At 66.4% G+C, this 19,038-nt stretch carries 17 protein-coding genes, 1 tRNA gene and 1 pseudogene; 12 read left to right on the forward strand and 7 right to left on the reverse strand.

Going from position 1 to position 19,038, the window contains the following annotated elements; translation table 11 throughout:
• Positions 1 to 78: 78 nt before the first annotated feature.
• The 5 genes from MSZK_RS19575 (at position 79) to MSZK_RS19595 (ending at position 7,400) form a co-directional block, all read left to right on the forward strand.
• Positions 79 to 519: a nitroreductase family deazaflavin-dependent oxidoreductase gene (locus tag MSZK_RS19575; protein ID WP_099250338.1), complete on the forward strand. Its 441-nt coding sequence runs from the start codon at positions 79 to 81 to the stop codon at positions 517 to 519.
• Positions 520 to 734: 215 nt separating this feature from the next.
• Positions 735 to 2,207, forward strand: coding sequence for a DUF3375 domain-containing protein (locus MSZK_RS19580; RefSeq protein WP_099250339.1), 1,473 nt, complete (start codon positions 735 to 737; stop codon positions 2,205 to 2,207).
• A complete protein-coding gene (locus MSZK_RS19585) occupies positions 2,204 to 2,908 on the forward strand; it encodes a DUF4194 domain-containing protein (RefSeq protein ID WP_099250340.1) in 705 nt (234 codons plus the stop codon). The genes MSZK_RS19580 and MSZK_RS19585 overlap by 4 nt, the downstream gene beginning before the upstream one ends.
• Positions 2,901 to 6,272: an ATP-binding protein gene (locus tag MSZK_RS19590; protein ID WP_099250418.1), complete on the forward strand. Its 3,372-nt coding sequence runs from the start codon at positions 2,901 to 2,903 to the stop codon at positions 6,270 to 6,272. The genes MSZK_RS19585 and MSZK_RS19590 overlap by 8 nt, the downstream gene beginning before the upstream one ends.
• A gap of 159 nt (positions 6,273 to 6,431) precedes the next feature.
• Entirely contained in the window at positions 6,432 to 7,400 is a 969-nt protein-coding gene (locus MSZK_RS19595; protein ID WP_099250341.1) for an acyl-ACP desaturase, read from the forward strand.
• A gap of 13 nt (positions 7,401 to 7,413) precedes the next feature.
• On the opposite strand, the gene MSZK_RS19600 is transcribed toward MSZK_RS19595, so the two are convergent.
• Positions 7,414 to 8,784 (reverse strand): PE-PPE domain-containing protein, encoded by a 1,371-nt coding sequence (locus MSZK_RS19600; RefSeq protein ID WP_099250342.1) that lies wholly within the window; start codon positions 8,782 to 8,784, stop codon positions 7,414 to 7,416.
• 144 nt (positions 8,785 to 8,928) lie between these two features.
• The gene (locus MSZK_RS19605) at positions 8,929 to 9,582 is read right to left on the reverse strand and encodes a hypothetical protein (protein WP_099250343.1); all 654 of its coding nucleotides are present in this window, start codon (positions 9,580 to 9,582) and stop codon (positions 8,929 to 8,931) included.
• 141 nt (positions 9,583 to 9,723) lie between these two features.
• Here MSZK_RS19605 and MSZK_RS19610 point away from each other — a divergent pair, with 141 nt between their 5' ends.
• A complete protein-coding gene (locus MSZK_RS19610) occupies positions 9,724 to 9,987 on the forward strand; it encodes a hypothetical protein (RefSeq protein ID WP_233211403.1) in 264 nt (87 codons plus the stop codon).
• On the opposite strand, the gene MSZK_RS19615 is transcribed toward MSZK_RS19610, so the two are convergent.
• The 4 genes and pseudogenes from MSZK_RS19615 to MSZK_RS33445 form a co-directional block, all read right to left on the reverse strand.
• Positions 9,984 to 11,123 (reverse strand): zinc-binding dehydrogenase, encoded by a 1,140-nt coding sequence (locus MSZK_RS19615; RefSeq protein WP_099250344.1) that lies wholly within the window; start codon positions 11,121 to 11,123, stop codon positions 9,984 to 9,986. The genes MSZK_RS19610 and MSZK_RS19615 overlap by 4 nt on opposite strands.
• 581 nt (positions 11,124 to 11,704) lie before the next feature.
• Positions 11,705 to 12,037, reverse strand: a pseudogene (locus MSZK_RS19620) (AMP-binding protein); the annotation flags it as partial.
• Positions 12,038 to 12,086: 49 nt separating this feature from the next.
• Positions 12,087 to 12,542 (reverse strand): DUF5994 family protein, encoded by a 456-nt coding sequence (locus tag MSZK_RS19625; RefSeq protein WP_099250345.1) that lies wholly within the window; start codon positions 12,540 to 12,542, stop codon positions 12,087 to 12,089.
• Between the two features lie 206 nt (positions 12,543 to 12,748).
• Positions 12,749 to 12,874, reverse strand: a complete 126-nt coding sequence (locus tag MSZK_RS33445; RefSeq protein ID WP_099250346.1) for a hypothetical protein — start codon at positions 12,872 to 12,874, stop codon at positions 12,749 to 12,751.
• 253 nt (positions 12,875 to 13,127) lie between these two features.
• Between MSZK_RS33445 and MSZK_RS19635 the strand changes: the two genes are divergently transcribed.
• The 6 genes from MSZK_RS19635 to MSZK_RS19660 all read left to right on the forward strand — a co-directional run bounded on the left by MSZK_RS19635 (position 13,128) and on the right by MSZK_RS19660 (position 18,784).
• Entirely contained in the window at positions 13,128 to 14,264 is a 1,137-nt protein-coding gene (locus MSZK_RS19635) for a glycosyltransferase (protein ID WP_233211404.1), read from the forward strand.
• Positions 14,261 to 15,283: a glycosyltransferase gene (locus tag MSZK_RS19640; protein WP_099250347.1), complete on the forward strand. Its 1,023-nt coding sequence runs from the start codon at positions 14,261 to 14,263 to the stop codon at positions 15,281 to 15,283. The genes MSZK_RS19635 and MSZK_RS19640 overlap by 4 nt, the downstream gene beginning before the upstream one ends.
• Entirely contained in the window at positions 15,280 to 16,791 is a 1,512-nt protein-coding gene (locus tag MSZK_RS19645) for a glycoside hydrolase family 130 protein (RefSeq protein WP_099250348.1), read from the forward strand. The genes MSZK_RS19640 and MSZK_RS19645 overlap by 4 nt, the downstream gene beginning before the upstream one ends.
• Entirely contained in the window at positions 16,791 to 17,594 is an 804-nt protein-coding gene (locus tag MSZK_RS19650) for a transglutaminase family protein (RefSeq protein ID WP_099250349.1), read from the forward strand. The genes MSZK_RS19645 and MSZK_RS19650 overlap by 1 nt, the downstream gene beginning before the upstream one ends.
• A 72-nt stretch (positions 17,595 to 17,666) precedes the next feature.
• Entirely contained in the window at positions 17,667 to 18,071 is a 405-nt protein-coding gene (locus MSZK_RS19655) for a nuclear transport factor 2 family protein (protein ID WP_099250421.1), read from the forward strand.
• Positions 18,072 to 18,091: 20 nt separating this feature from the next.
• Positions 18,092 to 18,784, forward strand: a complete 693-nt coding sequence (locus MSZK_RS19660) for a YafY family protein (RefSeq protein WP_199203404.1) — start codon at positions 18,092 to 18,094, stop codon at positions 18,782 to 18,784.
• Between the two features lie 14 nt (positions 18,785 to 18,798).
• Here the strand turns inward: MSZK_RS19660 and MSZK_RS19665 are convergent.
• Positions 18,799 to 18,872, reverse strand: a tRNA-Ile gene (locus tag MSZK_RS19665).
• Positions 18,873 to 19,038 lie beyond the last annotated feature (166 nt).

Genomic DNA, 19,038 nt, shown 5'->3' on the forward strand with positions numbered 1-19,038 from the left:
CACTAGACCGTTCAGTCTACTATCGTGCAAGACGAGTAGACCAATTGGTCTACCGATTTCTGAAAAAGAGAGGTTTGGATGAGCACGGCCGATCAGGCACGACGAAAATTCCGCCGTGAGCGACTCATCGGGCGCTACATCGCCAATCCGGCAGTGACGCTGCTGCAGCGCCTCGGTGTTCGCACCACGTTCGCGACGGAACTACAGACGATGGGCCGCAAGACGCGCCGCTGGCGGTCGGTGCCCGTTTCCGCGCGGTTCGACGCGACCGGCGCATGGGTGATCTCCCAGCACGGACGCCGCTCGGGGTGGGCGCTCAACGTTGCCGACGACCCGAATGTCCGCATCCGGCAAGGCGATCACTGGCGAAACGGCAGTGCCCATTTCGTCCCCGACGACGACCCGGCGGCACGGGCACGAAGCTTTGCGACGTCACGGTGGCTGCAACCGCTCGTCACAGCCACCTTCAAGGCGCTGCAATCCGATCCCATCAGCGTCCGGATCGACTTCGTTCCGTAGTCCGCGAGCGTGCGTGTCGACCTCGCGACACGCCGTCCCAGAGGTATCCGCGCGCACCCTCGCCGCGGGATCTGTGTGACTCCAGCCCACTCCTGCGACGCCTGTGACGGACCTTTTCCAACACGCCCCCGACACCCGCCCGCGGGGCCCTGCGATGTCCGCGCGGTGGCCTATCTTGGAGCGTCCGACCAACTACATCGAGGAGGGGAAGCCGGGTGGACGACGACGCCAGCCTGTCGGCCGCCGAGCTCCTCGACATCAACCGCGACATCCAAGGCTCCCCCACGATCCGGCTGCTGGCCACGCTCAACCTGGGCGGGTACGCCACCCTGATGGAGCGTCACCTCAGCTCGGGGGTGATCAGCGAAACCGAGCTCGTGGTGCGGCTCGAGCGCGACCTCGACGAGCTCGGCAAGCCGCTGGGTGATCAGTCCGGCCTCGGATTGATCAAGAGCTGGGCCAGCCAGGGCTGGCTGCACCGGGTGGCCGACCAGCGCGGTGTCGAACGCAACCTGTGTTACCTGACCCAGGACGCCCGCCGCGCGCTGGACTTCCTGCGCGGGCTGCGCCGCCAGGACACCATCGCGACCGGCGGATCGATCAACGGCATCGCCTCCCGGCTCAAGCAGATCGCGCTGCGGGTCGGCAACGACCCGGTCCGCATCCGAGCCGGCATCCAGGCCGAGATCGCCGCGCTACAGGCCGAACTCGATGCGCTCGAGCGCGGCGAGGATCTCGACCGCGCCGGCGATGTCGACATGACCGACATGTACGACGAGGCCCACGCCATCGCCCTGCAGATGGAACGGCTGATCACCGACATCGGCCAGTACGGCACGATGATCGAGCGGGCGACCGCAGCCCTGGACGAACCGATCGACAGCAACCTGGCCTACCGCGACCGTCAGCGGCAGATGTACGCCGACTACCAGGCCGCGTGGGACTCGCAGGGCCGCGACAGTCACCGTGCCTTCCTGCGGATGATCAACGATCCTGACCAGCGCGCCGAGTTCGAGGCCGATGTCGCCGCCGTGGCCCATGCGCTGCCCGCGCTGGACCCGGCGCTGCGCAAGGTGATGGCCGGGTTCTTCGAGCTGGTCGGCCAGCAGATCGACGAGGTGGAGCGCATCCAGCAGCGTTGCGCCCAGCGGGTCAAGCGGTTCACCGCGTTCGGCACGCTGGAACAGAGCCGCGGGGTGGCCCGGCAGCTCGGTGACGCGATCGGCGCCGCTCGTGCCCTGCTCAAGAGCTCGCTGATCGACTCGCGCCTGGACATCGAACTGCCCCTGGCCCGCCACGCCATCAGTTCGGTTGGGGCGCTGAGCTTTCGGATCGGCGACCTGTCGTCGCCCAAGCCGGCTCAAGCTTCTGAAGGCGAGCTCGATCTGTCCAGCTTCGCGGCTCTCACCACCCAGGTCGACGCGCCGGCGATGTCGGAGATGATCAACACCGCGCTCGACGCCGGCGGCGAACTGTCCCTGCCTCAGGCGGTGGAGATGCTCGACGCGGCCTATCTGGGTCATGTCATCGTGTTGTGGTCCTGGGCCCTCAAACAGCCGGGTGCGGCCCAAGACGCCGAGTCGGTCACCGTGCGGTTCCAGTCGCTGGACGGACGGGACCGCGAGATGGAGGTTCCTCACCTGGTGTTCACCGAACCGATCTCCAGCCTGTTGGGAGCCGGCGCATGACGGAAATCTCCGATGTCGACATCACCGCGTTCAGTTCACTGCCCCAGGTGGACCAGACCGCCCGCACCCCGCATCAGCGCCGCCCCCGGTTCGACGGCGACGTCAGCGAGCTGCCCGACCGCGCATGCTGGGCCCTGCAGCAGCTGTTGACCCGCCGCTACATCAGCGCCGAGACCGACGCCGACCTGTACAGCTGGGTGCTGGAGTACCGCGCGCAACTGTCGGTGCGATTGAGTGAACTCGACCTGCTGCTGCGCATCGCCGACGGCACCGACATCGCATTCATCGAGCAGGCCCGTTACGAATCGGCCAGGGGTGCCAAGCTTTTGCGTCGCGAGCCGCTGGGCACCTACGACTCCATCCTGGCGCTGCACCTGGCCCAGATGTCACGGGCCGCCGGCGGCCAGGCCGTGCTGATCAGCCGCGAGGAGGTGCACGGGCTGTTCTCCGGGGTGCCGGGCGGCGTCGACCGCGACACCGTCACCTTCACCGCCCGCATCGACGCGGCGATCGCGCGGCTGGCCGGGCTGGAGATCCTGCGCAAAACCCGCGACGACGAAGACAGCTACACGATCAGCCCGGTGATCAACGCCGTGATGACGGCATCGGTGATCGCCGAGCTGCAGCAGCAGTTCGAACTGCTGCTGTCCGGTGGCGCCGCACCGGGGCGCGATGAACAGGAGACCCCGCTTGATTCCTGAACAGTTCCACTTGTCGCGGCTGCAGGTCATCAACTGGGGCGTGTTCGACGGGTATCACGACATCCCGTTCAGCGAGGGCGGCGCGCTGATCGCCGGCGCCTCCGGAAGTGGCAAATCCTCACTGCTGGATGCGATCTCGCTTGGCTTCCTGCCGTTCAACCGGCGTAACTTCAACGCCTCCGGCGACAATTCGGCGGCCGGCTCCAACGCGGGGCGACGCACCGTCGACAAATATGTCCGCGGTGCGTGGGGGCAGCGCAGCGACGCCGGCGCCAGCAAGGTGATGTACCTGCGCGGCGAGGGCACTGCGTGGTCGGCGGTCGCGGTGAGCTATCGCAGCAACACCGGGCGGACGGTGACCGGGCTGGTGCTCAAGTGGCTGACCGGCGAGTCGCGCTCGGACTCGTCGAGCCGATTCGTGCTGGCCGACGGCGACCGCGACATCGAGGACGTCTGCAACCGCTGGGCGGCAGGGCGATTCGACTCGAGCGTGTTCAAGGACGACGAGTGGCGGTTCTCCACCAAGGTGGAGTCGCAGTATCTCGCCCAGCTGTACGCCACCATCGGCATCCGCGCCTCCGACGCCGCTCAGCAGCTGCTCGGCAAGGCCAAGTCGCTGAAAAGCGTTGGCGGTCTTGAACAGTTCGTTCGCGAGTTCATGCTCGACGAACCGAGCAGTCTGACCAGATTGCCCGAGGCGCTCAAGCAGATCGATCCGCTGGTGGAGGCGCGCGAGCTGCTGGCCGTTGCACAGCGCAAGCGCAAGATCCTCGGCGACATCGAGAAGATCCAGCAGCGCTACGCCTCGGAGTCCTCCGACCTGGGCATCATCGACCTGGTCGACCCGCCGATGGTCCGCGCCTACACCGACCATGTCCGGCTGGCTCAGTGCGGACCCCAGATCGAGTCGCTGGACACCACCATCGACCAGCTGGGCAACGAGTACGAGGACGTCACCCGTCAGCTCAATCTGGCCAAGGCCGAGGGCGATTCGCTCAACGCACAGATCAGCGGTTCCAGCGCCAACCTGGGACCGCTGCAGTCACAGGTGGCCGGTGCCGAGGCGCAGGCCGAACAGGTGTCGCGGCGGCGCGCCGCCTACGAGGCGATGTTGGGCGCCCAGGACATCAAGGTGCCGAACAGCGCCGACGACTTCTGGAATCTGCGCGAAGAACTCACCGCCCAGGTCACCGAACTGCTGGCCAAACTGGACCGCGGCCGCGAGGCATCCACCGACGCCGAGTACGCACAGAAGGCGGCGCGGATCGCCCGCGACGAGGCTGCCAAGGAACTCAAGCGCGTCGAGCACGTCGGCTCGGCGCTACCGGAGTTCGCGATCACGATGCGCGAACACATCTGTGCCGCAGTCGGTGCCGACCCCAGCGAGCTGCCCTACATCGCAGAGCTGATGGATCTGCGGCCCGACCAGAGCCGCTGGCGCGTAGCGGTGGAGAAGGTGCTGCGCGGCGTCGGCCTGCGACTGCTGGTTCCCGACGACCGCTATTCGGCGGTGCTGCGGTTCGTCAACGAGACCAACATGGGCGGACGCCTGCAGCTGCACCACGTGCGGGCCGCACTCGTCGGCGCTGAGCCGGTCGAAGCCGAGCCGAACACGTTGGCCGGCAAACTGTTCGTCGTCGACCCGACGCACCCGTGTGCCGCCGAGGCCGCCGACGTCATCGCCGCGGCGGGTGACCACATCTGTGTGGACACCCCGGATGTGTTCTCCCGCTTCCGGCGTGCGGTCACCGACGCCGGGTTGTACAAGGACTCCGAGCGGCTGGCCATCAAGGACGACCGTCGGCCACTGCGCCAGGCCGACTACATCTATCAGGGTGAGCTGGCCGCCAAGATCGACGCGCTGACCGTCGACCTCGCCAACGCCGAAGAGGCCTACCAGCAGGCCCGCCGGGCCGCCGATGAGATTGCCGCACAGCGCCAGCAGTGGCGGGACCGGTCGGCCGCCTGCAAAGCGATCTGCGACCAGTTCCCGCAGTGGAGCCAGGTCGACGTCGAGACCGCCGACGGGCACGCCGACCGGCTGCGCGAGCAGTACGAGCTGCTGCTGGCCGACAATCCCGATATCGAGGCCCTCAACGCCCGCGCCGACGAGGTGTGGGAGGACATCCAGACCTTGATGACGCGCCGCGGCGCCATCCAGACCCGTCGCGACGATCTGGACGGCCGGCGCACCCAGCTGCTCGAACTGCAGGACCGGCTGTCCCCCCCGTTCGTGTCGGAGCCGCTGACCGAGCTGCTGAACCGTTACGCCGCCGACGTGCCGGTGCCGTTGGAGGTGCTCAATCCCGAGCCGCACCGCGAAGCGGTGTTCAACGCCATCCGCCGGGAACGCGAGCAGCTCCGGGAAAGCCGTCGACGCTCCTACGACGAGCTGGCCCGAATCCTGAACACGTTCGACACCGCGTTCCCCGATGCGATTCCGAATGACAGCGACGTGTTCGACGAGCGGGTGCACGACTACGTGGCGCTGTGCCGGCATATCGACGAGCGCGAGTTGCCGGAGGCCTACGAGCGGATGATGCGGCTGGTCACCGAGCAGGCGCCGGACGCGATCCTCACGCTGCACCGGGTGGCCGAGCAGGAGACCCGGCGGATCAGTGAGCAGATCGACCGGGTGAACACGGGCCTTGGCGCGGTGGAGTTCAACAAGGGCACCCGGCTGACGCTGCGCGCGACGCCCCGCAGCCTGACCGCGGTGGCCGAGTTGACCGAGATCGTCCGCGCGATCTCCCGGCGCATCGCCGAGGTGGGCCTGGGCGACAAGCAGGCGATCCTGGATCAGTACGCCGACATTCTGCGGTTGCGCAATCGGCTGGCGTCGACCGCTCCGGAGGACAAGGCGTGGACCCGCGACGCGTTGGACGTCCGCAACCGGTTCACCTTCGACTGCGCCGAATGGGATGTGCACACCGAGGAGTTGATCCGCACGCACAGCAACGCCGGCGACAACTCCGGCGGCGAACAGGAGAAGCTGATGGCCTTCTGCCTCGCCGGCGCACTGAGCTTCAACCTGGCCAACCCCGAGAGTGCCGACAACAAGCCGGTTTTCGCGCAGTTGATGCTCGACGAGGCGTTCTCCAAGTCGGATCCGCAGTTCGCCCAGCAGGCGCTTCAAGCGTTCCGCAAGTTCGGCTTCCAGCTCGTCATCGTCGCGACCGTGCAGAACGCCACCACGATTCAGCCCTACATCGACAGCGTGATCATGGTGTCGAAAACCGAGGCCACCAGCCGCAACGCCCGCCCGGTGGCCACGGTTGCGGCCAAGACGATCTCCGATTTCACCACGCTGCGTGCGGAGATGCGCAGTTCGGCCGCGCGGGAACGGGTGCCGGCGACGGTGTGACGTCGCGCACACCGAGGCATTCCGCACGACCCTTTGCCGTGGCGTCACGGCGGCGCGGGTTACGGCTGATAGTGTCGACGAATTCCCGACGGAACCGCCGGTGGGACGATAACTGTGCCATGCGGGCGAAGCGCCCCCAGCTGGTCGGAGCGGGGAGCGATGTCGCGACGGTTGACCGACGCTGAACTACTGAACGATCTCGAGCAGATTGCCGAGAAAGAGGTGAACCGGCATTTGTCGGCGAGCACCGAATGGCATCCGCACGATTACGTGCCGTGGGATCGAGGCCGCAACTTCGCGGCGATGGGTGGCGACGACTGGGCGCCCGAGCAGTCGCAGCTCAGTGACGTCGCCAAGGCGGCCATGATCACGAATCTGCTGACCGAGGACAATCTGCCCTCATACCACCGCGAAGCGGCCGAACATTTTTCGCGCGACAGCGTGTGGGGCACGTGGGTGGGGCGCTGGACCGCCGAGGAAGCTCGACACAGCATCGTCATCCGTGACTATCTCGTCATCACCCGCGGCGTCGATCCGGTCGCGTTGGAGCGGGCCCGGATGACCCACATGACGAACGGGTTCGGCGCCACCGCCGAGGAAGAAGCCCGGCACCAGACGGACTTCCTGCTATCGGTCGCCTACGTGGCATTTCAGGAGCTCGCCACCCGGGTCAGCCACCGAAACACCGGCAAGGTCTGCAACGATCCGGTCGCCGACCGCATGCTGGCCCGGGTCGCCGCCGACGAGAACCTGCACATGATCTTCTATCGCAACGTGTGCGGCGCGGCACTGGACCTGGCGCCAGACCAGGCCTTGGAAGCCGTTGCCGATGTGGTCGAGAATTTTCGAATGCCAGGCCGGGGAATGCCCGACTTCCGCCGCAACGGCGTGTTGATGGCCAAACACGGTATCTACGACCCGCGCCAGCACCTCGAGGAGGTGGTGACCCCGACGTTGCGCAAGTGGCAGATCTTCGAACGCACGGACTTCAGTGCCGCCGGCGAGGAGCGCCGCGAACAACTGGCGAGGTACTTGACGAAGCTGCAGTCCGAGGTCGCGAAGTTCGAAGAACAGCGTGACCGACTGCTGGCCCGCGATGCGCGGCGCAGGGAACTGCAGGAAACCTGAAGCCGATTCGGCGCTAGGCACGCGCTCCACGCGGATGGGTGCGAACCACACCGCGCTGTGAATGACCCGTTGTGGACCCTGCGTGTGGCGGGGCCGGCTGCACAGCAACGGATTTCTGCGCAACTCGGTGACGGACCGCGATCGCGGGTCGCAGAGAAGCCCTGTCCCGCAGATTCGAGGCGGCTACCAAGACCGGTCGCCGCGCGGGCGTGTATGGGGTGGGCGGACCATACGGATCTACCGCGCCGGTGTCGACCGGTGGGCCGCCGACCCCGTAGGTCCCCTGCGGTGTCGTGTGGAACGGACGGTTCGCCGGGTTGCCGGTCAGCACGGCGATTCCGTTGTCCCAGCCAGTCGGGATCGCCACCACGAAATTGATCGCCGTCTTGATCGGGTCCGGGAAGTACAGGTATTTGGCCGGCGTCGGCTGTCCGGGGTTGATGGTGCGGTCGTAGCCCGCCTCGACCAGGACTCGCAACGGCGGGTCGAGGGTTGCCGCGATCGGCGGGCCGATGAGCGGGATCTGCTCGATCGGTATGAGCAGCGGCAGGGTCCTGGCCGGCGCCAGGTAGTACGTGGTGTCTTGGTATTGCCCCTGCAGCTCAACGGTATTCACCGCGAAGTAGGCGGTCTCGGGGTGAAAGTAGACAAAGCCGATGGCCACGTTGAGGTCGGCGAGCAGATTGAGCGGATTGGTCGGGAAGTCGGAGACCGGGTCGTATTGATGGGCGATGTCGACGGTGGTCAGCGGCGTCGGTTGGGGCGAGTTGGTGGTCATCGCCCCGTCGAAGCTCACCCCGAGGAAGGGCAGGTAAGCGCCGACGAAGCGTTCGAGAATTCCGCCGTTGGGTCGGTTCGGGTTCGAGGTCAGGACGAAGCTGACCGTCGCGCCCGGCGGCGGGTGGGCGATCAGGTCGTATTTCTCCTTGGCGGCGATCGTGGCGCTCTGCGAGTAGCCGTACACCACATAGGCGGTGTCGGTCAGCGTTTGCGGGCCGGTGGTGGTGAACGGTGGTGCGGTGACCGTGCAGGGTGCATTACGCAGGCAGGCGTCGAGATTCGCCAGCCCGATCGCGACGGACTCGTCGAACGGCATGGCCTGCCACCCGGTCGCGATGGGGAACTGTTCGGGACCGTAGACCGCGACCTGAGCGCAGCCGGGGTTGCCGCCGGTACACAGGCCCGAGGGCGCGACGTACGTGCCGTCGGCAGCGGCCACGTAGTTCGCGATGTACTGCCCGGTGTCCTGCGGAATGCTCAGCGAATGACCGGTGCCTCCCATGAACAGTGCAGTGGCCCCCAACGCGGTGATCGGGGTGATCACCACGAGAAGGACCACGCCGAGCGCCGCGGTCAGAACGAGGGACAATCTGACGTTACGCATGGCGGCCCCTTTGCCCCCGGGCGTGGCCGCTGTCTGGAACCACGACGTTCCAGACCAACACTGGTCCGCGCCGATACCGGCGACTACAGCCTTTGGTCACCGGCGGCGCGGACCAACGTCAGGGCACGGTCGGCCGTGCGAGGTCTACTTCAGGTCGGGCAGGGCCGACTCGATCGCCGCGACCTGGGCCTTGCCGACAGCCTCGGTGTAGTCCTGCGGGACCGGGTTGAGGTCGCCGGGCGCACTGCCGAACACCATCACCACGACGGTCCGGTCCACCGTGAACAGCAGTGCGGCCATCGCCGACTTGCCGTCCGGTGACGTGCCGATCGTGACGGTCGCGTCCGGCGTGACACCCGGAAGCGGCGTCGGCGTACCCGTCACCTGGGACGGAACGCTGTTCGCGGCACCGGTCAGTGCCGTCGCGGCCTGGGCGGCGTCGTCGGCGATGATGATCGACACGTTGATGGCGTTGGTCCCGGACGAGAAGGTCTGGGTGACGTCCGGCGGCGCGGGCTCCAGGGTGGTCTTCGGCTGATCACCGACCCAGGGCGCATCCCCTACCGGCGGGATGTCCGCGGCCTTGATCAGCAACGACTCGTAGTCAGGAGCCGCTGCGTTCGGCGAGGCCTCGGCACTGGTGGTCGCCGCTGCCGAGCTGGTGGTGGTTGACGTGGCCGTGCTGGTCGACGACTCGGAGGACTTGCTGTCGTCCTTGCTGCAGCCGGCGACAACCAGTCCGAGCGCGACGGCAGCTGCCGTGACTCGAACAAGTGCTCGTGTGCGTACAGGTTCCATATCGGCGTGCTCCTATTCTGGCCACACCCCGACTGGATGGCCGAAGTGAGCGTAGAACGACCAGGTCGCGGGACCGGGTCCTTTCACAGATTCGGCGCGAACCGGCTCCGACCTGCGAGGGGACCACATAGCATCCGCACCGTGCAGAAGTTGATCGCGACCCTGGCGTGGATCGGGATCGGGGTCCTTTTCAGTCCGGTCGCGAACGCCAGTCCCGATCCGCGTGAGCAAGGTTCCAACTGCGATACCAACTACTCTGGCGCCTGCGTTCCGATCGCGAGTGATGTTGATTGCGCGGGTGGCAGCGGAAATGGGCCCGCCTATGTTCAGGGGCCCGTGACGGTGGTGGGACGCGATATCTACGACCTGGACCGCGACGGTGACGGGGTCGGGTGCGACCGCTAGGCGGGTGCCTGCGGTGTCACCAAGAACTTCTCGCCGGTGGCCCGCTTGACGTATTCGGTGAACGCGTCGGGGCGCAACATCGCGGCCAGCGAGACCTCTCGGGTGTAACTGCTCGCGAACGTGGTGGTGAGCTCATCGGCCACCCGGGCGCGCAGCCGGCCCAAGGTTTCGGACCCGGCGCCGGCCAGGAACGGGGTCAGCAGCCAACCACCGACCCCCCAGGCGAGGCCGAAGTTGCGGGTGAGGATCGTCGGGCTGGTGTCGAGTGCGCCGTAGATGTACAGCTGCTTGTGCACGCTGGAGCCGTAGCGGGAGTACTCCGATGCGGTCGCGCTCGCCGCCTGCTCCATGGCGTTGAGGATCTGACTCGCCAGCGTCCCGCCGCCGATCGCGTCGAACGCCAGCGTCGCCGAGGTTGCGGTGATCGCCTCGACCAGATCGGTATGGAAGGTCGGCGACGTCGAGTTGAGGACGTGTGTCGCGCCGAGGTTCTTCAGGAGCTGCTCCTGCTCGGGTTTGCGGATGATGTTGACCAGCGGGATGCCATCCTTGGCACAAAGCTTGACCAGCATCTGCCCGAGGTTCGACGCGGCCGCGGTGTGCACCAGAGCTGAATGTCTTTCGCGGCGCATCGTTTCGGTCATTCCGAGCGCGGTCAGCGGGTTGACGAAAGAGGATGCGCCGTCACGGGCGGTGGCGCCGTCGGGCAGGACCAAACAGGCCGAGGCGTCGACCACGCGGTACTGCGAGTACATCGCGCCTGCGGCGATGCCCACGGTCTTCCCGAGGAGGGCCTGGGCGGCCTCTGACGACCCGGCGGCCACCACCGTGCCGGCACCCTCGTTGCCGACCGGGAGCGACATGTCGAGCCTGGCTCGCAGCGCTGGCGTCACCTCGATCGGGGCGGTCACGACGGGACGGTCGTTCGTGCCGGCGACCTCGGCTGCGGACATGTCGGCGCTGGCGACCAGCAGACCGAGGTCGGACGGGTTGATCGGCGAGGCCTCCACCCGCACCAGAACCTCGCTGGGGCCGGGCCGCGGGACCGGGACCTCGTGCAGCGAGAGTTCCAGCGTGCCGGCTGACGTCACCAGGGAACGCAGCTCCAGGGCGGTGTCCGGCAGTTCTTCGGTCATGGGCGGCGCCTCGTTCCTGTGTGTGGATGCCTCCCACGATAGGAACTCCTGACACCCGACGGAATGTTCCGCAGCTGGGCGGGGCGGTGAACCCACAGTCCCGCTCCTTCTTGACGCAGCCGCGACCGCTGGAGAATCCACCTGAGCGGTCACCGGTGCAGCCAACCAGTGGCACCGCCTGTCCATCCGAGTGTCCATTCCACGCGGAATCAAACAATCCGGCTTCGACGGCGCGAATCGCGCTGTCAGCCGCACAGACCTTGGGTCAGTGTTGGCGGTTGACCTGGGTGACGCGGTGGATGCGGATACACCTTGCGGCCGAACCGTTTTGGCAGATCAGCGTGTCTGTCGCGCCGGCCTCGGGGAGACCGAGTTGGCGATGGGCCAATTGGAGCAGACGCCGTGGATCGCCCGTAGCGTCGGCGCAGCCGCACCACGGCGCAACACTCTCGGGAATGTCAGGGGTGATGTCCGACCGAAAACGCCGGGTCAGGTGACCAGGGAGAGCGCGTGGTTACGACGCAACTTCCCCGACGGCGTCTTGGGGATGTCTCCCGGCACCAACACCACAACCTTGCGGGGGCTTTGGCCTCGATCATGGTGATGACCGTGGTGGTCTCCTCGGCCCAGCGTCCTAGATCGGTCCGAGGAGTGGGTTGGTGCAACATGGTGACGCTGGCGCCCCGCATCCAGATGCCTTGCGCAGTCGCGGCGATATCGACGGCGGCCCCGGCGAGGACCGCGACGGCGTCGCCGTGGCCGACACCGGCCGAGGCCAGTCCGCCGGCGATGCGGGCAGCGCGTTCGTGCACCTCCGCCCAGCTGTGCCGTACCGGATCGTCCGGTTCGCCGGTCACCATGCCCTTCATGGTCCAGCGAGCGTTACCGAACATCGTCTCGGTGAAGCGGCTCACGCGCATCGACTTCGAGATGCGGGCATGGCGGAGTCGGCGGATGCCGTCATCAGAGCGTTGGCGCGGGCGCAAGCAGCTCCCCGACAGAGGTCGTTCCGCTCGGCGACGCCGCCAACATCATTGCGGTGTGGGACGATTCGGGATCGCCGCCGGGCGGTATGACGAGCAGAACAACCCCGGCACCCTGCAAACCTTGAACTTCGACAGTATGAGGAGGTTGCGTTCGGTATCCGGAAAGACGCACGCGGTGGCCGTCGAGGCTGACTTTGGCTGGGGCTGCTGCCCATTCGGACAAGTTGTACAAGACGTTGACTATCGGCCCGAGTCGCACCGACAGCACCGCGAGCAGGTCTGGCACTTCGGCTACGAGGTCGTCGCTGTGCGGCCACCACGCCCCGTCGACCTCTCCGGTGGTAGGCGCTTTGGGCTTCAGCCTGAGGCGCGGTGTCTCGTTGGGGGCTGGCTGCTTCCAGCCGGAACCCGAGCGGGTAGAGGTCGGCGTCATACGACGCTCCTGCCTTCGGCCGAGAACCGGCCAACTTCATCGGGTCAGCGGTGGCGCAACCAGAACAGGTCGCGCACGAAGAGACCACCGACGCACTCACACCATACACCCGCGCGGCGAAACAGCGCCTCGATAGCGATCAGCAATACTGCTGCAGTATCACGCGCTCATGTGATCGTTTGCGTCTGAGCATCTTTCACCAGATGTCAGGGCTTCTTGGCATTGATGAGCGTCTCGGACGGAGCGCCCTTGGAGCGTTTGTCGGCCCGCTTCTCTTTTAGCGACTTGGCGGATTTCTTCGACATTGATTGACGCGGTGACTTGTCGGACATCTGTAGTCCTTCTGCGAGCGGGCACCTTGGCGGTGCCGATGGCCGGACTCTACGCCGTGCCCGCCTCGTCCACGCTGGTTCATGGTTGGGTGTAGCGTAGAGGTCGTTGGGAGTCCAGCCAGTCCGAAAAGGGGTCAGCCGTTTTCCGCTGATCTCGACGAGAATTCGCTCACGTCGGATATGCCGGTGACAACTCGTAGTTCGGATCACGTTGAAAGCGCTGACGTCTCTAACATCCTTGCCTGATTCCCCGGTGAGCGACGGCTTTCGTCGCACCGCGACCGTCGGCCTCCTGGGCACCTATCCGCCGACCGCATGCGGGATCGCGTCATTCGGCGCGGCTTTGTCGCGCGGCCTCGAAATCAACGGCATGAATGTCAAAGTTGTTCGGATCGCCGATAATTCGTCTGGCACCGATGACAGGATCGTCGGTGAACTGGTCAACGGCTCACCGTCATCGGCGGTCAAGACCGCCGCACTGCTCAACAGCACGGACATGGTCGTCGTGCAACACGAATACGGCACCTACGGCGGCCCGTCCGGCGCCGACATCATCGACATCATCGACGACATCCGGGTTCCCGTGATCGTCGTCCTGCATACCGTGCTGAGTCATCCGAGCGCTCAGCAGCGTTCGGTGCTCGACCTCATTGCGGCCAAGGCCGACCGTGTGGTCGTCATGTCCAAGACCGCCCGGTCTCGGTTGCACGACAGCTATGGCGTCGATCGCCGCAAAGTCAGCATGATTCCGCACGGAGCGATGGTCCCCAGCAATACCCACGTACGACGCTCCGGTAGGCCGACGTTGCTGACCTGGGGTCTGCTGGGCCCCGGGAAGGGGATCGAGCGCGTCATCGATGCGATGCACGTATTGCAGGATCTGCCGGGGCGGCCACGTTATCTCGTCGCCGGCCGTACCCACCCGAAGGTGCTGGCCGCCGAAGGCGAGGCGTATCGGGAGGCGCGGCGCGACCAAGCACGACGTTGCGGAGTCGCTGATGCGGTCAGCTTCGACGACGAATACCGAAGTGTCGGCTCCCTCAGCGCGATGATCCGCTCCGCCGCTGTCGTGGTGCTGCCCTACGACTCGACCGATCAGGTCACATCGGGTGTGTTGGTGGACGCGATCGCGAACGGTCGACCGGTAGTGGCCACCGCGTTTCCTCACGCTGTCGAACTACTCGATACCGGGGCAGGAATCGTGGTGCCCCATGACGACCACGACGCGCTGGCCCGCGCACTGCGGCGAGTTCTCACCGAGCCTTGCCTGGCCGGATCGATGGCGGGACACGCACGCCAGTTGGCGCCGGCGATGGCCTGGTCGGTGGTGGCACGAGCGTATCTCGATCTGGCTCAGACCATTCCGACGGGTCGAGAGTCGCTGGTATGAACCAGACGGCACCAGCACCTCGCTTCGACCATCTCCTGAAGATGACCGATCGCCGAGGCACGTTCGAGCATGCCTGCCTGAACGAACCACGTTCCGAGCACGGATACTGCGTCGACGACATGGCTCGGGTTTTGGTAGTGGCGACCAGGGAACCGGACCCCACAGGCGACGTCAAACAGCTCGCCGGAGTCGCGATCCGCTTCCTCAACGACGCGCAGACTCTCGACGGTGGCTGCCGCAATCGAATGGACAGTGACGGCCGCTGGGTCGACCAGCCGACCGTGAACGACTGCTGGGGGCGCTGCGTGTGGGCCCTGGGAACCGCCGTCGCGCACAGCGGCGTTGTGTGGGTCCGCAAAATGGCGCTGGTGCAGTTCGAGCGCGCCGCCCAAAGCCGCTCACCGTGGCCACGGGCCAGCGCATACGCGGCGCTCGGCGCTGCCGAGGTGCTCAGCGTCCTTCCCGATCACCGCGGGGCGCGCAAGCTGATCACCGACTACGCGGTGACCGTTCGCGACGCGACTCCCCATCCAGATTGGCCGTGGCTCGAAGCCCGGCTGACTTACGCCAATGCCGTGCTTCCTCAGGCGATGATCGCCGCGGGAGTAGCGATGGAAGCACCGAGAATGTGGCAACGCGGGCTGGATCTCTTGGGCTGGTTGCTCGACGTCGAGAAAGTCGATGGGCATTTGTCACCGACTCCCGTCGCCGGGCGCGGTCCCCGGGACCCGCGCCCTGGTTTCGACCAGCAACCGATCGAGGTCGCCGCGTTGGCCGATGCCTGCGCGCGGGCCGCCGCCGTGGACCCCAGCCCAGAATGGCCCGACGGAGTGAGGATCGCCGCAGATTGGTTCGGCGGGGTCAACGATGCCGGCCAGATCATGTGGGACCCGGATACCGGTGCCGGGTTCGATGGGCTGCACGCCGATGGCGTCAATCGCAACCAGGGCGCGGAGTCGACCTTGGCTGTCATCTCGACCTTTCAGCACGCGCGCCGAATCGCGCTGCTGCAGCAATGATCTCGGCGCAGAGCTATGCCGTCCGCGGCACCGAGCGAGTACACGCCGATCCGTCTCGGGTGATCAGCCGCCTGTTCGTTCCGGGACAGGAAGGCTTTGAACAACAGGACTCGCGATCCACTGTCGTCGTGGCACGCCTGCTTGCCTTGGACAACCAGCAGGTGCTTGAGGCGCTCGACGACGTGATCACCCGATTCGGCGGGCGGCACCGCGATCTGGTCGGGACTTTCCGTCGGCATGCGCGCGAACTCGCGGACCGACTCGACCCGGATGCCACGATCTCCGACGCACGCATGGTGTTGTTGGGGGCCGTCTTCACCAACGAGTACGCCATTGAGGGGGCGGCGGTGTGCAACCCGAGCATGGTGGCCCATCCCGACCAGTCGGGGCTTGCGACCGGCAGCACGCGATTTGTGATGAGCGTGCGGGGAATCGGCGAAGGTCACCGTTCCTCCGTCGGGTTCCGGACCGGCATCATCGATGCCGATGCCCGGCTGGTCCTCGATCAGCCCCCGCGCCTGGCCACCGTCGGGACGGTCGTGCCGACTCCGTTAGAAGCGGATGTCGTTCGGGTGGAGCTCTCGCGGCTCATCGACTCCAGCGAGGCCGCCGACGACATCCTGGATTCGCTTCCGTCACGGTTCACCAGGACCGAACTCGACGAGCAGTTCGCTCGACTGCGGACTCACCTGCGCACCCGCGGGCATGCCCAGAAGGCGATCAGCGCCATCGAGCACATCGCAGAACGCTTCTACGGTGTGGAGTTCCCCGAGGATGTGCCGCTTCAAGAGCGCGTGCTCTGGCCGGCTATGCATGCCGAGTCGGCGGGCATGGAAGATGCCAGGTTCGTTCGCTTCGTCGACGGCGACGGGTCGGTGACGTTCTATGCCTCCTATACCGCCTATAGCGGCACGCTCATCAGCCAACAATTGTTGGCGACACACGACTTCACGACCTTCACCTCCACGCCGATGGTCGGAAGCGCCGCCGCCAACAAGGGTTTGGCGCTGTTTCCGCGCCGGATCGGCGGCAGCTTCGTGGCGCTGTCGAGGGCAGACCGGGAAACGAACGCTATTGCTTTTTCGGACCGACCCAACGTCTGGCCTGCGGCGCAGGAGATCCAACGCCCCATGGAGGCCTGGGAGCTTCTGCAACTGGGCAATTGCGGTCCCCCCATCGAAACCGAGGCCGGCTGGCTGGTCCTCACCCATGGCGTCGGTCCGATGCGGACCTACCGCATCGGAGCGGTGTTGCTCGACCTCGACGACCCTGCGCGCCTCGTGGGTCGGCTTGCCGAACCCCTGGTGAGCCCGGCCGTGGACGAGCGGGACGGATACGTACCGAATGTCGTCTATTCGTGCGGCGCCATCCGGCACGGTGACACGCTCGTATTGCCTTACGGCGTGGCAGATTCGGCGATCGGTTTCACCACGGTGGACGTACCCGAGCTGTTGACGGCACTCACCACCTCGACGACCCGAGCCCAACCAACACTGCGAGAGATGTGATGGAGCGCCACGTCTGCGCCGAACTCGACGTCGAGATCACCTCTCCGACGACGCTGGAGTTCCAGATCGCCGTCGCCCCACATCCCGGCGCCGAGGTCCGCGAGTCACTGGACATTTCCCTGAACGGAAATCCGCTGCAACCGAGAGAAATCACGGGGTCACACGGCAACCGCATCCACCAGCTCGTGGTGGACGAGGGTGCCCTCACCGTTGCCTACGCCGCGACGATCACGGGCCGGACGGCGTCGGCACCAGTGACTGAATATGACCTGTCGATGTATCTGCGGCCGAGCCGCTACGCCGAGGCCGACAAGTTCTACGGCTTCGCCGGCACGGAGTTCGGCAGCTATTCGGATTCGGCCACGCTGCTGGAAAGAGTGTCCTCCTGGGTGGGAACCCGGCTGAATTACGTTCCGGGGTCGAGCGACCCGATCGACGGAGCGGTCGACACCCTGTTGTCGGGCAAGGGTGTCTGCCGCGATTACGCGCACCTGGTGGTGGCCCTGCTGCGGGCGGTCAACGTGCCGGCCCGCCTGGTCTCGGTATACGCGCCGGGATTGTCCCCGATGGACTTCCACGCCGTCGCCGAGGCCTTCGTCGACGAACAATGGCGGGTGGTGGACGCGACGCTGCTGGCTCCTCGGCAGAGCCTGGTTCGCATCGCAACCGGGCGTGACGCCGCCGATACCGCATTTTTGGACAATCACAAGGGCGCGATCAATCTCGACCGGATGGCCGTCTCGGCGATCGTTGACGGCGACCTGCCGACGGACTCGATCGACCACCTCGTCTCCATCGGTTGACGCGCGCACAGACCGGCAGCGGCAGGCAAACACCGACATACCGTTGTCGCGGCGGTGTCCGACGCTGAGTCCATGAACGAGAACACGAACATGGTGCACACGGATCCGGCTGCCGCGGACGCGGCACTCGCGTTGTGGTTGCAGATGTGGAACACCGACAGTGAGATCGCGCGTCGGATCTGCAGTGCGGATTTCCGGATTCACTTCCTGGTCTCCGATGCGGATGGGTCGAACCCGTTCGACGACGTGGCGGGCGCGGACAGTTTCGCTCGGTGTCTGGACCGATGGCGTTCGGGGCATCCGGGTGTGGTGTTCACCGAGGTCGCGCGGGCGGTCGACGGCGCGCACGGGCGGATGCTGTGGGACATGCGGGTCGGGGACGTCGTCGCGGGCGGGATCGACGTCTTCGACTTCACCGCGGACGGATTGATCCGCGAGGTGTGGTCGGTGAACGGGACGCGCGCGCACCCGGCCTGATACCGAGGAGACTCAGATCCATGAGGAGAGCCGAGCGGTTGTATGCGCTGGTCGATCTGCTGCGGGGCGCACGCCGGCCGCTGTCGGCCGCCCGGCTCTCTCAGGAGTTCGAGGTGTCGAAGCGCACGATCGAGCGTGACATCCAGTCCCTGCAGCTGGCCGGGGTCCCCATCTACGCCGACCACGGGGTGTCGGGTGGCTATTCGATCCTGCGGGAACACTCCCTGCCGCCGCTGAATCTCACGGTGCCGGAGTCGCTGGCTGTACTCGCCGGGCTCGGCCTGCTGGAGACCTCGCCCTACGGTGCGGCGGCGCGGCGGGCGCGGGCCAAGGTCCTCGCGATCAGCCGCGACGATCAGCTCGCGCCCATCGATGAGGCGTTGGCCTCGATGTTCGTCATCGACGCCGAGCCGTCGTCAGAGGCGGCGATCTCGCTGATTCCGGAGGCGATCGCCGCGCGCCGGGTGGTGCGGCTGGTCTACACCGCAGAAGACGGCCAGACTCGCACCACCCGTGACGTCGAGCCGATGGGTCTGCTGCGCGGCGGCGATTCGTGGATGTTCGTGGGATGGTGTCGGCTGCGTGAAGCCATTCGCGGGTTTCACCTCGACCGCATCCGGCACCTGGAGATCACCGCAGACGTATTTCCCGAGCGTGATCCTGACGTGCTGGACGCGGATCTGTCTCGGTGGCGCACGCGACGGCTCGGGTGACGCAGGCTCTGGAGTAGGGCGGGCGGGGCTCGAACCCGCGACCAATGGATTATGAGTCCACGGCTCTGACCAACTGAGCTACCGCCCCCGGTGCGGCACCTATGGTCGCATGCGTGCTGCCCTGGCAGCTACCAGGATCAGCTCAGCCCAGCGCGCCGGCGTCTCCGTCGATGATCCGCTCGACCTCGCCGGCGAACGCCGCCAGCTGGGCGCGCTGCTCGTCGGTGTAGTCCCGCGCGGTGTCGTCGAGCACG

The organism is Mycobacterium sp. shizuoka-1 (genome assembly GCF_002723835.1).
Classification (GTDB): Bacteria; Actinomycetota; Actinomycetes; order Mycobacteriales; family Mycobacteriaceae; genus Mycobacterium.